We start from the raw sequence: 16153 nt of genomic DNA, 5'->3' as shown, positions 1-16153 counted from the left end.
CAAGGCTTGTGCGCGCGGGGAAGGAGGTGGGGAGGCGCTCCCGCCGGCACGGGCCCCTGGCCAGGTTTTTGCCTTGGACCAGATGTAACACCTGCAACCTCGGGCCCGGCGCGGCAGGGCGGCCCGCGGTTCCTGCGAAAATAGCTGGTTTTGCCCACTGGGGACCGGTTCCCTGATGCCCCTGCCCCCCGGGAGGGCGGCAAGAAGCGCAGTGAAATGGTTTTCCAGGGATGTATCCGCACCACAGACTCAGCAGCTCAGGACTGGTTGTCCTGCTCCAGCAATGGATGCAGGCCGATGCGGGTGCGGCCGCGCGCGCCGACGTGGCGCAGGAGCTGGGCCAATGGCTGAGCACGGTGGACGCCGTCACGCTGAGCCGTTCGCTGCATGCCATCGACGCCTTCCCGCAGGGGGAGGTTGCGGGCGCGGACGGGGCGGACCTGCAGGCACTGCAAGCGCTGTTTCAGCGCACCCAGGCAGAGCTGACGGCGCTGGCGTCGTCCAAGCCCGCACCCGCCAAGCCGGCCCGCGAGCGCGCCGACAACACGCGCGCCCAGGCGCCGGACCCGCAGGCCGAGGCCGAGTACGGTTTTCATGCGCCGCGCTACCTGGGCCTGCAAAAGCAGATGGATGCGAAGTTGCTGGGCTTGCGCGCGCAGGTGCGCCACGGGGTGTCGCAAGGCTCCCGGGGCCTCAGGCAACTGGCGGCACTCGATGCCGTGATGGAACAACTGAGCTTTGTGCGCGAACAGCGCCTGTGGGCCTCCCTGTCCGCGCACCTGGACCGGCGCCTGGTGCAATTGCGCCGCGCCCACCAGGAGCGGCTTTCGGCCCAGGGGCTGCCGGATGACCCGCAGCGCTGGCGCCTGCCCGGCGGGTGGCTGCACGCGTTCGAGCGCGACATGCAGGCGCTGCTTCTGGCCGAGATGCATGTGCGGCTGCAACCGATCCTGGGCCTGCTGGAAGCAGCCCGCAACGAGAACTTGGAACGACACGAATGAACAAGAGTGTGATGGCCGCCGTATTTGCCCTGGGCCTGGCGGCAGTGGGATGGGTCGGTGGGGGATTCGTGGGGTCGAGCCCGCTGGCACTGGCGATGACGGTGGTGATCGGCGCGGTCTATGTGCTGGGCGCGCTGGAGCTGGTGCAGTTTCGCCGCGGCACCGTGGCATTGGCCACGGCGCTGGCGGATGGCGCGCAGCAGCCCCTGGTGGACCTGGGCTCCTGGCTCGACCGCCTGCCCGCCGCGCTGCGCCACCCGGTGCGCCAGCGCATCGAGGGGGAGCGTGCCGTGCTCCCGGGGCCGGCCCTCACGCCGTATCTGGTGGGACTGCTGGTCATGCTGGGCATGCTCGGGACCTTCCTCGGGATGGTGGTCACCTTCAAGGGCGCGGTGTTTGCCCTGGAGACCTCGGGCAGCCTGGAGGGCATCCGCGCCGCCCTGGCCGAGCCCATCAAGGGCCTGGGCCTGTCGTTCGGCACCTCGGTGGCGGGCGTGGCGGCCTCGGCCATGCTGGGGCTCATGTCCGCGATCGCCCGTCGTGAGCGGCTGGTGGCGGTGCGGCAGCTCGATGCGCACATTCCCACCGTGTTCCGCCCGTTCTCTGCGAGCCATCGCCGCGAGGAGACCTTCCAGGCGCTGCAGGCCCAGGCACAGGCCATGCCGCTGATCGCCGAGCGCCTTCAGGGCCTGGTGGAAGGGCTGGAACGCCGCCACGACAAGCTGGCCGCGCAATTGCTGGCGCAGCAGAAGGATTTCCATGGTGAGGCGTCGTCGGCCTACACCCGGCTGGCGGGCGCCGTGGGCGCATCGCTGCACGACAGCCTGGGCGCCAGCGCCCGCGTGGCCGGCGAAACGCTGCGGCCCGTGGTCGAGCAGGCCATGGCCGAACTGGCGCAGGAATCGCAACGCGCGCACCAGCGGCTGACCGAAGCCACGGCGGCCCAGATGCAGGCGCTGTCGGCCCAGTGGGAGGGCACGGCCCGCCAGGTCTCGGACACCTGGACATCGGCCCTGGACAAGCACACGCAGGTGCAGGACCGCCTGATGGGAGGCTTTGATGGCGCATTGCAGTCTGTGACCCAGGCATTCGAGCAACGCTCCGCGGCGCTGCACGCGGCGCTGCAGGACACGGCGGCGCAGTCGTACGCCGCCCAGAAGGCGGCCGACGAACAGCGCCTGGCCGGGTGGACCCGGTCGATGGAGGGCATGGGCCAGACGCTGGCGGCGCAGTGGGAGCGGGCGGGCACACGCGCCGTGGAGCAGCAGCAGGGCATGCGCGACGCGCTGGAGGGAGCCACGGCGCGCCTGGACCAGTCCCTGCTGGCGGCCACCCAGGCTTTCGAGCAGCGCTCCACGGCCCTGGTCGCGTCGCTGCAGGACACGGTGGCGCACACCCACGCGGCCCAGGCAGCGGCCGACGAGCAGCGCATCGCCGGCTGGCGCGCATCGATGGAAGACACGGCCCGCTCACTCGCCGCCCAATGGGAGCGCGCGGGCGAGCAGGCCGCAGCCCAGCAGCAGGGCGTGGCGCAGGCGCTCGCAGGTGCTGCCGCGCAGCTGGGCGAGTCGCTGCAATCGGCCACGCAGTCGTTCGACCAGCGCTCCAGCGCGCTGCTGTCGTCGTTGCAGGACACGGTGGCGCAGTCCCACACCGCACAGATGTCAGCCGACCAGGCGCGCCTGGCCGGCTGGAACGCGTCCATGGAGGGTATTGCGCAGTCGCTGACGGCCGAATGGCAACGCGTGAGCACGCATACGCTGGAGCGCCAGCAGGCCGTGTGCGATGCCCTCGAGACCGCGGTGACCGGGCTCACCGGCCGCATGGGCGAGCAGGTGGCCAAGACCCTGGACGGCACCGCGCGCCTGATGGACCAGTCCGAAGCGTTGCTGCGCACCCGCACCGACGCGGAGGCCCAGTGGCTGCAGGCGCAAGGCGACCGCATGGATGCGCTGGCAGGCGTGTGGCGCACCGAGCTGGCGGCGCTGCGCGATGCCGAGGCCGAACGCGGGCGTGCGGCGGTCGACCGCCTGGAGGCCTTGCAGGAGGCCGTGGCCCAGCACCTGGCCACGCTGGGGTCCGCGCTGGAAGCACCGCTCACGCGCCTGCTGCAGACGGCGTCTGACGTGCCGCAGGCGGCTGCGGAGGTCATCGCCCAGCTGCGCCATGAGATGACGCAGCTGAGCGAGCGCGACAACGTGGCGCTGGCCGAGCGCACGGCCATGATGGAGCAGCTGGGTACGCTGCTCCAGTCCGTCAACGAGACCGCTGTAGAGCAGCGCGGTGCCATCGAATCCCTGGTGGGCACGGCCGCTTCGGTGCTGGAGCAGGCGGCATCGCAGTTTGCACAGGCGCTGGACAGCCAGGTCGGCAAGGCGGACGAAGCGGCCACCCACGTGGTCGCCAGCGCGGTGGAGCTGTCGAGCCTGGGCGAGGCCTTTGGCCACGGCGTGGGGCTGTTCACCGCCAGCAACGAAAAGCTCATGGACAGCCTGCAGCGCATCGAAGGCGCCATCGGCCAGTCCCTGTCGCGCAGTGACGAGCAACTGGCCTACTACGTGGCGCAGGCACGCGAAGTGATCGACCTGAGCATCGCGTCGCAGCAGGGCATTGTGGAAGACCTGCGCCGGCTCAAGGGCAGGGCGGTGGCCGCTGCCGAACCGGAGGTGGCCGGATGATGGGCCTGGACGACGCCCTCGACGAGGGGACCGAGCAGACCGCGCCGGTATGGGCCGTGTTCGGCGATCTCATGGCCGGCCTGCTGGGCGCCTTCGTGCTGATCCTGGTGGGCGTGCTGGTGGTGCAGATCGATCTGGTGGCCAGCCTCAGGCAGGAGGTGGAAAAGCGCCAGCAGGAAGAGCAGCGCCGCATGGCCCTGGAGAAGGCGCTGGCCATCCCCTTGGCCAGCGGCCGTGTGACGGTGAATGACGGCCGCATCGGGATCAGCGGCAGCGTGCTGTTCGCCACGGGCTCCGACGAGTTGCGGCCCGAAGGCCGCCAGCTTCTCAGAAGCCTCGTGCAGCCCCTGCAGGTGTACCTGCGCGAACGCGACGAGATGCTGATGGTGAGCGGGTTCACCGACAACACCACACTGCTGCGCGGCAGCCAGCAGCGCTTTGCCGACAACCTCGAGCTGTCCGCCCAGCGGGCGCTGACGGTGGCGCGGGCGCTGATCGACGAAGGCATGCCGTCGTCGCAGGTGTTCGCCGCAGCGTTCGGCGCGGAGCAGCCGGTGGCCTCCAACGCGGATGAAAAAGGCCGCGCGCAGAACCGCCGCGTGGAAATGGCTCCCGTGCCCAAGGCATCGGGTGCAAAGCCTGCGCGGCATGAGTGAACCCACGCTCGAATCCCTGCGCGCCGAGGGTGCGGACCGCCACGACCCCGTGCGCTACCGCTACCTGGAGGTGCTGGCCGCGCGCCTGCCCGCACAGCCCCCCGCGGTGCAGCAGATACTGGAACAGCGGCTGCGGCGGGCCGTTGGGGCCTATGCGGACGGAGCCCGCGCGGCCGGCGGGCCGGCCCGCGGCGCGGTCGAGCCACCGGCGGCATCACCCCTGGCCCGGCTCAACCGCGACCTGGATGCACGGGCGCAGGCCGATGCGGAACGGGTGCGCATCGAAGGCGGTGCCAGCGCGTCGGACATGAAGAGCGTGCGCCAGTTCGGCGAGGTGTGGTCCCGCATTGCCGCGGAGCAGCAGGTGGTGCAGGCGCTGGACCGTGGACCGGAGAACGCGGGGCCGCTCAACCCGCACAAGCTCATGCTGCGGTCGCTCAGCCTGATGCGGGGCCTCTCGCCCGACTACCTGCGGCGCTTCCTGTCGCAGATGGACTCGCTCCTGTGGCTGGAACAGGCGAATGCAGCACGCCCGAGAAACCTGGGCCCCGCAGCCCGCGGGGGGCGAAGCCGGCCCAGGGCATAAGAAGTCCCTGTCGAATCCGGCGGGCCTGTCCAGGGAGGGCCTGGCGCCGCACCGGCCGCCCCAGGGTTGCCTGGCCTGCGCCCATGCCCCTCACTGGGGCTTGGCCGCGATGTGGCGTTGCAGCAGCGCGTTGGACTGGTCGAGTGCCTCGGCGGTGTCGCTCAATTGCTGCTCGAGCTGATCCGTGCGCTCCACCGCCGCCTGCAGGTCGCCTTGCAGGGCGTCGGTGGGAATTTGTGTCGTGAGCACCGCGTGCACGACATCGAGCTCGTTGGCCGTGGCCTTGATCTGCTCGGCCGTTTCCAGGTTGCGGTTCAGTACCTCATCGATCTCGGAGGGCTGGGGCTGCTTCGTTGCGCTGGGCATAGGTAAGTCTCGCTGAGTATGAAGAATCAACTTCTGCCATCGGGGACGCGGCGCCATCGCCTACAGGCCGGGAGGTCGGATCAGGCGACATTGTAGGCAGCATCACAACAGAAAACGCAGCTCCCAGATGCCCCTCAACACCATCCTTGTCGAAGACAGCAAAACCATCCAGGAAACTCTGGTGCCCGCGCTGGAGGAACTGGCGGACGCGCGCGTCCTCGCCATCGCCGAAACCGCCAGCGACGCCACGGAGGCCGTCGCGCACTGGCGGGAAGACTGGCAGCTCATGGTGGTGGACCTGTTCCTGCGCGAAGGCTCCGGGATCGAGGTGCTGCAGGCCCTGCAGCGCGGGGATCGGCTGCGCGCAACGCCTGGCGCACGGCAGGGCAGGCCCGGACAGCATGTCTACGTGTTGTCCAACTATGCGACGGCGGACATGCGCCGCCGGTGCGAGGAGTTGGGCGCCGATGGGGTATTCGACAAGTCCACCGAGCTGGACGCCTTTTTCGAGCGTTGCAGCGAGCTGCCGCGCCGCGCAGGCACTGGCAGTTCCGCCGCAGCGGATCGCCGGTAGCCCCCGGGCTACCGGACGGCCGGGCCGGGATCGCTGACTGTGCCATCCTCCAGCGCCCGTTCGATGAGCGCAGCCACCGCGGGGTCCGGTGCCATGGGCCGGAAGGCGCTGACGTGCGCGCGTCCGATGTTCCCGGCGGGCAGGCGGGCCAGCAGGTGGCCCAGTGGTACCAGCGCGAGCCGCGCCATCTGGCCGGCGGCCTCGTGCGAATCCCGCAGCTGCAGCGCGTAGCGCAGCATCGCGCAGTGCGATCTCCAGTGCAGGGGCAGGGAAGCCTGGCCCAGCACATGCGCTGCCTCCAGCCACCGCCAGCGCACCGCCGGGGGGGCCTCCGGCTGGCCCGCAAAACCGGCGAGCAGATGCTCGAACGCTCGGCGTTTGTGTTGCGCACAGGAGGGCGCTGCATGTTCTGCCGCCCGCAGCCCCGCGTGCTGTTCCGCCAGCTCGCGCCAGCGGCGCTGGCGATGCCGGTAGAACACCTGGGCGAATGCCGTGCTCAACGGCGTCATCAGCCAGGGCAGGTGGCGGGCCACGACCTTCACGTCGTCGGTGTACAGGGTCGTGCCGTCCGGCAGGGGCTCGAGCGTGATGCGGTGGTCCCAGCGGCGCATGAGCAGGCCGTCGCCGTTGTCGCGCAGCGTGGGCCAGCCGCCAGCCTGCGGTGGCGGCTCGATGGAAATGCGCACGGTCTGGGGGCCCATGGGCAGCACGCCCAGCAGCCGCATGTCCAGCGCGAACTCGCCCTGTTCCCAGTGCGCGGGCCATCGCGCGCCTTGCACGGGCCGGAACCGCATGAGGGGCGCGGTGATGTGGCGAAAGACGGCGGTGCTTTGCAGCTGCGTGGCCACCCACTCGGGCGGCGCGTTCAAGCGGGTGGACAGGTGCACGCGCATGGCTCAGTGCCCTTGCGGCTGCGGGCGGGCAGCACCACCCGCCAGTTCCTGGCGTGCCTGGCGGATCACGCTCCAGCCCCCGGTGATGGCCAGCCATGCCATGACGGCAGCCACCGCCAGGTCCGGCCAGGCCGTGCCCGTGCCGAACACCCCCAGCGCCGCGCCCATCACCGCGAGGTTGCCCAGCACGTCATTGCGCGTGCACAGCCACACGCTGCGCATGTTGGCATCGCCTTCGCGGTAGGCGTACAGCAGCACCGCCACGCCCAGGTTCGCGGCCAGGGCCAGCAAGCCCACGCTGCCCATCGTCAGGGGTTCGGGCGCAATTCCTTGCCAGGCGCCCCAGGCCACGCGTCCCACGACCACGAGGCCGAACACCAGCATGCTGGCCCCCTTGACCAGCGCAGCGCGTGCGCGCCATGCCAGGGCCATGGCCAGCACCCACAGCGAGAGTGCGTAGTTGGCCGCGTCGCCCAGGAAGTCGATGGCGTCGGCCAGCAGCGATGCCGAACCGGACTGCAGGCCCGCTCCGATTTCGAGCAGGAACATCGCGGCATTGACGATGAGCGCCACCCACAGGATGCGGCGGTAGCGCGGGTCCGCGCTGGTGGGGGCACCGTGGTCGTGGCCGTCGTTGGAATGGTGATGGCAATGTGCGGACATGGCGGTTCTTCTTTCTCCCGGGAGGGTTTTCAATGTGATGGCATCATTGGAAACCTTGAAGTCACTTGAGGGTCAAGCGATGGCACAGCCGGTTGCACAAACTCCCCAGTACCGCATCGGCGAGGCAGCCCGGCAATCGGGCGTGTCCGCCGCGAACATCCGCTACTACGAAAAGGAAGGGCTGCTCGCGCCCGGTGTCCGGGAGGACAACAGCTATCGCCTGTACAACGCGGACGATGTGCACCGCCTGCGCTTCATCCGCCTGTGCCGCGCGATGGACATGTCGCTGGACGAGGTGCGCACCCTGCTGGCGCTGGACTGGACCCGCAAGCAGGACTGCGAAGCCGCGCGCGACACGCTGGATGAGCACCTTCAGCATGTGCGCGGCCGCCTGGCGGAACTGCTCACGCTGGAGGCCGACCTGCTCGCGCTGCGCAACCGCTGCGACGGGTCGGACACGCACTGCCACATCATCGAGGCCCTGCATGCGCGCGCCGATGAGCAGTCTGCCGTGGCTGCCTCGGCCGGCGTGGGAAAGCGCCATGTGTAGGCCAGCCGGGCGGCCCGCCGGCGGCACGGCCATGCCGGGTGGCCGCGAGGATGTGAAGAGCTGTTTCCTCCGTGCAGCCTATTGCTCCTGAAATGATAGCTTTTAGCGCTTATGAATGAAGCGCTGGAGGCCAAAAACACTCGCAATGGCCCTGGCGGCTCGTGGTCGGTGCGGGCCCGGGTCACGCCGCTATGATCCGGCCATGATTTCGCGCTTGCCCGGCCTCTCCCTGCCCGAACGCGTGTGGAATACCGCGCGGCGCTGGGCGGTCGCGTGGTGGCGCATCCTGTACCTGGGCGCCGTCGTGCTCGTGCTGGTGCTGTCTCCGTCCAGTTACGGCAAGGGCACGCGCAGGGCGCTGGCGCGCCATCTGTACCTCGATACGGCACCCGTGCTGCTGGGGTTCACGGTGCTGGCGGCGCTGATCAGCCTGGTGCTGACGCGCATCGTCGTGGTCACGGCGCTCAGCTATGGCCTTTCGCGCTATGCGCTGGAGATGGTGATCCGCGTGCTGGTGCTCGAGCTGATCCCGCTCACGGCCGCGCTGTTCGTGGCGATGCGCTGCACCATTCCCAACGGCACGCAGATCACCCGCCTGCGGCAGAACGGCCGGTTCGACGCGCTGCGCGCCCAGGGCTCGGACCCGGTGCGCATCGAGCTTCTGCCGCGGGTGATCGCGGGCGTATTCGCGTGCATCACGCTCGCCGCGCTCAGCTGCGTGGTGGCACTGGTGCTGGCCTATCTGGGGGTGTATGGTTTCAACTTGGCGGGGGCACCCAGCTACACGCGCATGTTCGGCCAGGTGTTCACGCCCAGCGTGACGATGGTGTTCGTGCTCAAGACGGTGTTCTTCAGTCTGGCCGTGGCGCTCATTCCCATGGCGGCTGGCCTGTACGACACTGGTGACCGCACCCAGCCCGATTCGGAGCTGGGGGGCCTGGCCCGCATGTTCGCCGTCCTGCTGCTGATCGAGGTCGCCTCGCTCATGGGCAACTACTACTGACTCCTGCCTGCCGACATCCGCCAGACCCTTACATCCCGCGACCCACGCCCGGCATCCATGAACGACGAGAACCCCCACCACCGCCCCACACCGCCCCCCGGGCCAGCGCCAGCGCCTGCGGCCGCCGACGTGCCGCCGGTGGAAACCTTGCGCCCGGTAGCCTACCTGGAGCTCAAGGCGGCGGCGCTGCTGCTGTTCACGCTGGCGCTCATCGTGGGATCGGGCCTGTACCTGCTGTACGCGCGCGGTGCGTTCGAGCCCACGCAGACCCTGGTGCTGACCGCCGACGACTCCGAAGGCGTGGTGGTGGGCATGGACATGACCTTCTCCGGTTTCCCCATTGGCCGCGTGCGCCGCATCGAACTGGCCGAAACCGGCAACGCCCGCATCATCGTGGACGTGCCGCGCAAGGACGCCCACTGGCTGCGCGAATCCAGCGTGTTCACACTGGTGCGGGGCATCGTGGGGGGCACCAACATCCGTGCCTACACGGGCATGCTGAACGACAAGCTCCTGCCGGACGGCTCCGTGCGCCCCGTGCTGCGCGGTGATGCCACCGCCGAGATCCCGCAGCTCATGGCCTCGGCCCGCGAACTGCTGTCCAACCTCAATGCCCTCACCGCGCAGGACGCGGCCCTGGGCGGCAGCCTGGCCAACGTGCGGGCGCTGACCGACCGCATCAACGGCCCGGGGGGCGTGCTGGGCGTGCTGATGGGCAACGAGGCCGATGCGAAGAAGATCGTGGCCACGCTGGAACGTACCAACGCACTGCTCGCGCGCCTGGATGGCATGGCGGCACGTGCCGATAAACAGGTGTTTGGGGCCGATGGCAGCAAGGACGCGCTGGTGCCCGAAGTGCGGGCCACGGTGGCCCAGTTGGGGGGCCTGCTGGCCGACACCCGCGCGAGCCTGCAGAAGGTGGACGCGGTGCTGGTGGAGGCGCAGGCCATCGGTGCCAATGCGCGGGAAGCCACGACCGACCTGGGCGCATTGCGCGCCGAGGTGGAAAGCAACCTGCGCAAGGTGGAGAGCCTGGTCAATGAGATCAACCGCAAATGGCCTTTCGCGCGGGACACGGAGCTCAAGCTGCCATGAAGCGTCTTATCCCCACGCCCCCTGCTGTGCTGCGGCGGCACCTGACCCATGCCGCGCTCCTGGCGGCGGTGCTGCTGCTGTCCGCCTGCTCCGGCAAGCCCCGGGTGCCCGACTGGCAGATGAACGCCCAGGCCTCCGCGCAAAAGGCGCTGGAAGCCTATCTGTCAGGCAATGACCGTGTCGACAGGCTGGAGTGGGACCGCGCCCGCGCGGAGGTCGCCCGCACGGGCCGCCCGGATCTGCTGGCCCGCCTGGAGCTCATGCGCTGCGCGGCGCAGGTCGCCAGTCTGGTGGCTGGCCCGTGTGAACGCTTTGAGCCATTGCGCGCGGATGCGGCGGCGCCGGAGCGTGCCTATGCCGACTACCTGGCCGGCAGCTTGCCGCCGCAAGGGGCAAGCCTGCTGCCCGAAGCGCAGCGCAAGGTGGCCGTGTCGGGGGATGGGGCGGCCTTGTCCGCCATCGAGGATCCGCTCTCGCGCCTGGTGGCGGCCGGGGTGCTGTTTCAGGCAGGGCGTGCCAGCCCGGCCGTGATTGGCAACGCCATCGATGCCGCGTCCACACAGGGCTGGCGGCGGCCTTTGATGGCCTGGTTGACGCTGCAGGCGCAGCGCGCTGACGCTGCAGGAGACGCGGAGTCGGCATCGGCGCTGCGGCGGCGCATTGCCATCGTGGAGCAGGGCGCCGCAGGCTTGCGCTAGCGGGCCGGGACTCCAGGGGCGATTCTCAGCGCAACCGTGCCTGCAGCTGTGTTTCGATGTGGTCCCGCTCCGAGGCAAACTGCTGGGCGCTGATTTCATTTGCCTCGTATTTGCGCGCCGTGGAAAGCAGAAGCACGGTGTTCTCCAGCCGTGTGTCTTGCTGCAATGAAGGGGGCAGGGCCGTCAGGCGGTCGAAGCTTTGTTTGTAGAGTTCGCTCCAGCTCAGCGTCCCCGCCTGGGCCTGGGCGCGGGCGCCATCATGCCAGCGGGCGAACTCTTCGAGGGAGCTGTCGCGCGGGCTCGTGCAGCCCAGGAGGCCCGCGATCAGCGCCAGGGCGGACCAACGCCATGCGATGGCGTGAGAGGAAGAGGAATTCAGGCCTGCAGAGATTCGAAAACGTGTGGTCACGATCGTCCTCCATTCTTGAATGACAACGGAAATGCCGTTGTGCAGCGCCAGATGGTACTCCGATGCTATGATTTTTTCTACTTTGCCAAAAAAGTGCAGAAGCGCGCACCGGATGTGGGCAATCTACGTGCCCTGGCAACCCAGTGCCGGCAGTCCGCTACTGGAACAGGCTCGTGGGCAGGAGCTGGTCCAGCCCATGGGGCAAGAGCGACATGGAGTCCACCGACTGCACCGCCACATCGGGCATCAACAAGGATGCCGCTGCAAGTACCGCAAGCACGACCGTACCGGCAAACGCTGCAAGTGCGCGGGCTCCGGGGGGCAAAGGGTGGCGTTTCATGATGGTTCCTTTGTCAAAAAAGGTGGGAGTCGCAATGACATCCCGGGCCAGCCTCAATGGCTGATAGCGGAGATTTCAGCAAAGCAACCGGTGTGCGTCTGTCAGACAACTGCGATACCGGGCGCTGGCTGGACGCTGTTGCCTTTGGTTGCAATTGCTGGGATGAAGAGCCCCCGGGTGTCCGGGTGCTCGCAGGGGTGAATCTGTAGGACCCGGCCCATGGCGGATGGGCAAGGCTTCCGACCTGCCGGCCGGGCAAGGCACTCCCACAATCACCGCAGCCCGGCAGGGCCCTTCAGGCGAGGGCTGGCGCGACCGGGCTTTTCCCTTGGCTGCTTGCAGGCCGTGCGCTGCGGATCGGCGGCGGCAGCCCTCCGGCCCTTGACCAGTCAGCGAGAAAGGAAGTCCCCATGAAAGAGCCACTACTGCAGCAGGGCGAGGGCACGGATGCGATGGGTGCCATGCCTTCGACCAGCAGCCCGTCTTACGCCACCCGTACCTCCGTGCAGGCGGCCTTTGACCATTTCGCATCGCATGTCACGCGGTGGGCCGGATCTCCCGGCATGTTCTGCGCCGCGCTCCTCATGGTGCTGGCCTGGGCCGTCACCGGGCCGATCTTTCACTTTTCAGAGAACTGGCAACTGGTCATCAACACGGGAACCACCATCGTGACGTTCCTGATGGTGTTTCTCATCCAGCAAAGCCAGAACAAGGACAGCGTGGCCATTCACCTCAAGCTCAATGAGCTGCTGGCGGCCAATCGGCATGCGAGCAACCGCATGATCGGCATCGAGGACCTGGACGAACAGGACCTGCGCGAGGTCGCGAGCTTCTATGTGCGCTTGGCCGAACGGGCCAGACAGGCCGGCAGGGACAAGTGCGCGCACTCCATTGACGAAGAAGGCATGTCCGCTTCGGCCATGGACGCGCATCGCCCCGCCCATGCGCGCCAGGCCGTTGCGGTTCTCGGCGCAGGCTGCAGTGGGCGGGAAGGGGCTTTGTGAATGGGGGCGTGGTTCCTGCACGCCCAGCTTGAAAACGTCCGCAGGTGCTAGGAATCCAATGTCGTCCGTGTCGCATCGCGTTCCATGCGGCAGCTGTCCAGCGAGGGCAGCCAGTCGGGAATGATGGAGCCGGAAGACAAGGTGGAGGTGAACCTGAAGGCGTGGTGGGGATAGGCTTTTGCCAATGCCGCGCGACCTTGCTGGGAAATGCCGAAGACCTCCGCCACCTGGTCGCGGGCCCCCACATCCGGGAGCCGCACGTCAACAAGCTGCGCGGCCGCCAGCACCCGAAGCTTGTCCACGTCGCAAGGCTTCTCGACGGTCTTGGGCAACTCGGTCTGTGCAAGGGCGAACAGTAGCTCCATGGGCATGTTGCACTCCGTTAGGGGGGTGGAGTGACTTATTGTGAATAGAGCAGATTCTCATGACAACAGATCGCGCTTTTTGAAACAAATTCTGCAATTTGTTGCAATTTCGGTTGTGTTGCCACGACCACGTGTCCGACTGGCGGGCAGGCATATGACTGACATCCGCGCACGAACGCGGGGCATTCAATGAAGCTTGCATGACGGGCCCGTGGGGCGATTGCCAGCGCTGGAGACGGCACCGAGAAACGGGCCCCCTGGCGATGAGAATGCGAGGCTGAGATGCAAAATGACCTGTTGAATCAAGCGCATGTCCGGGAATCCATTGCCGGGGAGGAGGATCCGGGCGCCGCGCTGGACGTGGTAAGGGCCATGGTGGGCCGAAATCCTGATGAGGCGCATTCCCCGCATGGGGTCAACGCAAAAATCAATTTCAGCTGCAGTGATGGCAAGGAGAACATCGCCGTCGACGTGGTCTGGCCGCGGCACCATGCAAAGGAAGATGTCGCAAAGCTGCTGGGGCTTGTGATGGCCCACCATGGCGCCATCGCGGACACGGCCTGGTCCTTGTTTGCCGCCACCGGAAAGAGCCCCATGGAGCTCGAGGTGGACGAGGGACAGGACGGCGTCTTCTATATCAATCGCAGAGATGCGTGAGGCGAAAGCAGGGGCGGTCGATGACGTTCCTGGCGGAGTTTTCATCGATTTTTGAAGCGGCGTGTCTTTTTGAAGCGGCGTGTCTTCGTCGAATGGAGTTTTAGGGTGGCGCGGCTTCAGTCCAGCGCTTTCAGGGCGCTGGATATCGACACCGCAGCCTGCCCATAGCCCTCCCAGGCGCCATTGCCCGCGGGCAAACGTGGACCTACGTTCTGGATATTCCAGTGCGCACCGCTGCCCAGCATGTCCAGTTCCGGCCACGATACCGGGACCGATATGCCCATCCCGGGGCGTGCGCGGGCCGTCCAGGCGCTTGCTGTCGTCGCTCCGAACCCATTGCGAAGGTAGTCCACGAAAACCTTTCCCACGCGGTTTTTGGGCCCGCTCTTGGCCACGAACCGCTGTGGAATCGTCTGTGCCAGATGCCGCACCACCGCCTGGCTGAATCCCTTGACCGTTTCCCAGTCATGAAGCCGCTTGATCGGCACGACGATGTGCAGGCCTTTGCCTCCGCTGGTCTTGAGAAAGGCGGGCAGGCCCAGCTCGGTGAGCATCAGGCGCACCAAGGTCGCCGCTTCCTGCACGTGGGTCCAGGGCACTCCCTCGCCGGGGTCCAGGTCAAAGGTCATCCGGTCCGGTCGCCCTATCCTGTCCTTGCGGGCATTCCATGTATGCAACTCGACCGTGTTCATCTGCGCGGCCGACAGCAGCCCTTGCGGGCCCGCGATTTCAAGCAGAGCAGGGTGCCCGGGAAAAAGGCTCTCCGCGAGCTGCCGCACGCCCTCCATGCGGCCAGTCTCCAGGTGCTTCTGAAAGAACAGTTCACCGCTCACCCCGTCTGGTGCTCGGACGAGGGAAACCGGGCGGCCTTCCAGGTGGGGCATCAGCAGCGGCGCCACGGTGGCGTAGTAGCGGATGAGGTCGATCTTCGTGGTGCCGGTGGATGGGTCAATGACCCGCTCGGGATGCGATACGCGCAACGAACCGATCCCGGAGCCGGCGGCGGCCGGGTGTTTCGCCCACTGCTTCGGCCTTTCCTGGACAATGGCCTGGGGCGGCTTGTCATCGCGCAGGCCATGAAACACGGAGTGCCGGATTCTGCCTTCCTTTGTCCATTCTCCAAACGAGACTTCGGCGAGGAGCTTCGGCTCGACCCAGTGGGCTTTTTTCCCGATGGTGCGCGGATTGGCGAACGGGCTCGCGCTGGCGCGCAGTGCACGGAGCCTTCGGCTCAGATCGGCCAAGACGCGTTCACTGAACCCCGTACCCACATTGCCCGCATAGCGCAGTGCGCCGGTGTCGTCGTGGACACCGAGCAGCAAGGACCCAATCCCCGTGCGAGATCCCTGCGGGTCGGTGTAGCCGCCGATCACGAATTCCTGGCGGTGGGTGCACTTGAGCTTGATCCACTCCGCGCTGCGCCGAGAAGCGTACCCGCCCGCCTTGAGTTTTCCGATGACCCCTTCAAAGCCCAGCTTGCAGGCCGAGGAAACCAGGTCGGCCGGCCGCGCTTCAAAGGCCTCGCTGAAGCGCACCCGGTCGGTGGGTGCCCCTTCCACGACCTTGCGAAGATGCTCCCGCCGCTCCACGAGAGGAAGCGCACGAAGGTCATGGCCATCCGCGTAGGGCAAGTCGAACACATAGAAAACCAGTGCTTGCGTGGACTGGCCATCGAATGCATTTTGCAGCGCCTGAAAGTCTGGGACGCCATGGGCATCGGGCATGAGCACTTCACCGTCGATCCAGCCGGACTTCAACGCAAGCCTGGCGATGGCCGCCGCCAGGTCCGGCATCCTGGCCGTCCAGTCATTGCCGTTGCGGGTGAACAGCCGCGCCTTGCCTCGTTCCACGCGGGCCAGGAGGCGGTAGCCGTCGAACTTCAGCTCCCAGATCCAGCCCGTGGTGTCATGGGGTGGACCGTCCACCAAGGTGGCGAGCTGGGGCGACAGCGTCTCCGGGAGCGGCGCTCTGGGCGCCGTCATCGCGCTCGCCTGGCGCTTGGCGGACGGCACCACGCCGCCGGGCCTTGCCGGGGCCTTTCGGGGCGCGGAGACCGCGGGCGCCGCCGCGACGCTGTCGGGCATTTCATCCACCACGCTGAACTCGTGGCCGGGGCGTTCCAGCCCGTCGTGTTCCTTGATGAGCAGCCAGGGTGGCTGCTTTTCGCCTGCACCGCCGTGCATGCGCACCAGCGTCCAATGGCCCTGGAGCTTGTGCCCGTGAAGCTCGAACTTCAATTTCCCCTTGCGGTAGCCCTCGTGGGGGTCCCCGACCGGCACCCAGTAGCCGCGATCCCAGATGATGACCCGGCCGGCACCATACTGCTTTGCCGGAATCTGGCCTTCAAAGCTGTTGTAGGCGATGGGATGGTCTTCCACCTGCACGGCCATGCGCTTGTCGGCCGGATCGTAGCTCGGCCCTTTGGGCACGGCCCAGCTCTTCATCGTGCCGTCCAGTTCAAGCCGCAAGTCATAGTGCAGGCGGCTGGCCCAGTGCTTCTGGATCACGTACTGCAGGGCATCGCCGCCCGGCACACCGCCTTCCGCGGGCTCCGGCGTCAGCGCAAAGTTGCGCTTCTTCCTGTACTGGGCCAAGGGCTCCTTCATGGTGGCTCG

Annotated in this window: 18 protein-coding genes; 11 read left to right on the top strand and 7 right to left on the bottom strand. The window is 67.7% G+C overall.

Features of this window, described 5'->3' with window-relative positions; all coding sequences use genetic code 11:
• The first annotated feature begins 230 nt into the window (after window positions 1-230).
• Genes AC07PV_RS05185 through AC07PV_RS05170 form a run of 4 tightly spaced genes read left to right on the top strand, consistent with a single transcriptional unit; the run spans window position 231 to window position 4921 of the window.
• Complete coding sequence (locus tag AC07PV_RS05185) at window positions 231-1001, top strand: DUF3348 family protein (protein WP_218294262.1); 771 nt, start codon at window positions 231-233, stop codon at window positions 999-1001.
• Window positions 998-3679 (top strand): DUF802 domain-containing protein, encoded by a 2682-nt coding sequence (locus AC07PV_RS05180; protein WP_494629625.1) that lies wholly within the window; start codon window positions 998-1000, stop codon window positions 3677-3679. Before AC07PV_RS05185 ends, AC07PV_RS05180 begins: the two co-directional genes overlap by 4 nt.
• Window positions 3676-4335: an OmpA family protein gene (locus AC07PV_RS05175; RefSeq protein ID WP_218294264.1), complete on the top strand. Its 660-nt coding sequence runs from the start codon at window positions 3676-3678 to the stop codon at window positions 4333-4335. The genes AC07PV_RS05180 and AC07PV_RS05175 overlap by 4 nt, the downstream gene beginning before the upstream one ends.
• Window positions 4328-4921 (top strand): DUF2894 domain-containing protein, encoded by a 594-nt coding sequence (locus AC07PV_RS05170; RefSeq protein ID WP_494629623.1) that lies wholly within the window; start codon window positions 4328-4330, stop codon window positions 4919-4921. Before AC07PV_RS05175 ends, AC07PV_RS05170 begins: the two co-directional genes overlap by 8 nt.
• 90 nt (window positions 4922-5011) lie before the next feature.
• On the opposite strand, the gene AC07PV_RS05165 is transcribed toward AC07PV_RS05170, so the two are convergent.
• Window positions 5012-5287 (bottom strand): hypothetical protein, encoded by a 276-nt coding sequence (locus tag AC07PV_RS05165; RefSeq protein WP_218294266.1) that lies wholly within the window; start codon window positions 5285-5287, stop codon window positions 5012-5014.
• Between the two features lie 127 nt (window positions 5288-5414).
• Between AC07PV_RS05165 and AC07PV_RS05160 the strand changes: the two genes are divergently transcribed.
• Window positions 5415-5861: a response regulator gene (locus AC07PV_RS05160; RefSeq protein ID WP_218294267.1), complete on the top strand. Its 447-nt coding sequence runs from the start codon at window positions 5415-5417 to the stop codon at window positions 5859-5861.
• Window positions 5862-5869: 8 nt separating this feature from the next.
• Here the strand turns inward: AC07PV_RS05160 and AC07PV_RS05155 are convergent, their stop codons facing one another.
• The gene (locus tag AC07PV_RS05155) at window positions 5870-6754 is read right to left on the bottom strand and encodes a DUF3703 domain-containing protein (protein ID WP_494629622.1); all 885 of its coding nucleotides are present in this window, start codon (window positions 6752-6754) and stop codon (window positions 5870-5872) included.
• Between the two features lie 3 nt (window positions 6755-6757).
• The gene (locus tag AC07PV_RS05150; protein WP_218294269.1) at window positions 6758-7417 is read right to left on the bottom strand and encodes a cation efflux transmembrane domain-containing protein; all 660 of its coding nucleotides are present in this window, start codon (window positions 7415-7417) and stop codon (window positions 6758-6760) included.
• Window positions 7418-7496: 79 nt separating this feature from the next.
• On the opposite strand from AC07PV_RS05150, the gene AC07PV_RS05145 reads away from it, so the two are divergent.
• The 4 genes from AC07PV_RS05145 to AC07PV_RS05130 all read left to right on the top strand — a co-directional run bounded on the left by AC07PV_RS05145 (window position 7497) and on the right by AC07PV_RS05130 (window position 10763).
• Complete coding sequence (locus tag AC07PV_RS05145) at window positions 7497-7967, top strand: Cd(II)/Pb(II)-responsive transcriptional regulator (protein WP_492806425.1); 471 nt, start codon at window positions 7497-7499, stop codon at window positions 7965-7967.
• 202 nt (window positions 7968-8169) lie between these two features.
• Window positions 8170-8970 (top strand): MlaE family ABC transporter permease, encoded by an 801-nt coding sequence (locus AC07PV_RS05140; protein ID WP_218294271.1) that lies wholly within the window; start codon window positions 8170-8172, stop codon window positions 8968-8970.
• A 57-nt stretch (window positions 8971-9027) separates the two neighbouring features.
• Window positions 9028-10065 carry an MlaD family protein gene (locus AC07PV_RS05135; RefSeq protein ID WP_218338889.1) on the top strand — a complete coding sequence of 346 codons (1038 nt, stop codon included), beginning with the start codon at window positions 9028-9030 and terminating at the stop codon, window positions 10063-10065.
• Window positions 10062-10763: a hypothetical protein gene (locus tag AC07PV_RS05130; protein WP_492255125.1), complete on the top strand. Its 702-nt coding sequence runs from the start codon at window positions 10062-10064 to the stop codon at window positions 10761-10763. The genes AC07PV_RS05135 and AC07PV_RS05130 overlap by 4 nt, the downstream gene beginning before the upstream one ends.
• A 25-nt stretch (window positions 10764-10788) precedes the next feature.
• On the opposite strand, the gene AC07PV_RS05125 is transcribed toward AC07PV_RS05130, so the two are convergent.
• Window positions 10789-11172 (bottom strand): hypothetical protein, encoded by a 384-nt coding sequence (locus AC07PV_RS05125; RefSeq protein ID WP_369642265.1) that lies wholly within the window; start codon window positions 11170-11172, stop codon window positions 10789-10791.
• Between the two features lie 157 nt (window positions 11173-11329).
• Entirely contained in the window at window positions 11330-11512 is a 183-nt protein-coding gene (locus AC07PV_RS05120; protein WP_218294274.1) for a hypothetical protein, read from the bottom strand.
• A 410-nt stretch (window positions 11513-11922) separates the two neighbouring features.
• On the opposite strand from AC07PV_RS05120, the gene AC07PV_RS05115 reads away from it, so the two are divergent.
• Entirely contained in the window at window positions 11923-12516 is a 594-nt protein-coding gene (locus AC07PV_RS05115) for a low affinity iron permease family protein (protein WP_492806431.1), read from the top strand.
• Window positions 12517-12563: 47 nt separating this feature from the next.
• On the opposite strand, the gene AC07PV_RS05110 is transcribed toward AC07PV_RS05115, so the two are convergent.
• On the bottom strand, window positions 12564-12881 hold the full coding sequence (locus AC07PV_RS05110; protein WP_492910609.1) for a hypothetical protein: 318 nt from the start codon (window positions 12879-12881) through the stop codon (window positions 12564-12566).
• A 282-nt stretch (window positions 12882-13163) separates the two neighbouring features.
• On the opposite strand from AC07PV_RS05110, the gene AC07PV_RS05105 reads away from it, so the two are divergent.
• The gene (locus AC07PV_RS05105) at window positions 13164-13538 is read left to right on the top strand and encodes a glycosyltransferase family protein (protein ID WP_218294277.1); all 375 of its coding nucleotides are present in this window, start codon (window positions 13164-13166) and stop codon (window positions 13536-13538) included.
• Between the two features lie 116 nt (window positions 13539-13654).
• Here the strand turns inward: AC07PV_RS05105 and ligD are convergent, their stop codons facing one another.
• Window positions 13655-16144: a DNA ligase D gene (ligD, locus tag AC07PV_RS05100; RefSeq protein ID WP_494629620.1), complete on the bottom strand. Its 2490-nt coding sequence runs from the start codon at window positions 16142-16144 to the stop codon at window positions 13655-13657.
• Between the last annotated feature and the right edge of the window lie 9 nt (window positions 16145-16153).

The organism is Acidovorax sp. GW821-FHT09A11 (assembly GCF_059418365.1).
Note: the sequence above shows the minus strand (reverse complement) of the source record. Positions and strands in the feature narration are given on the sequence as shown.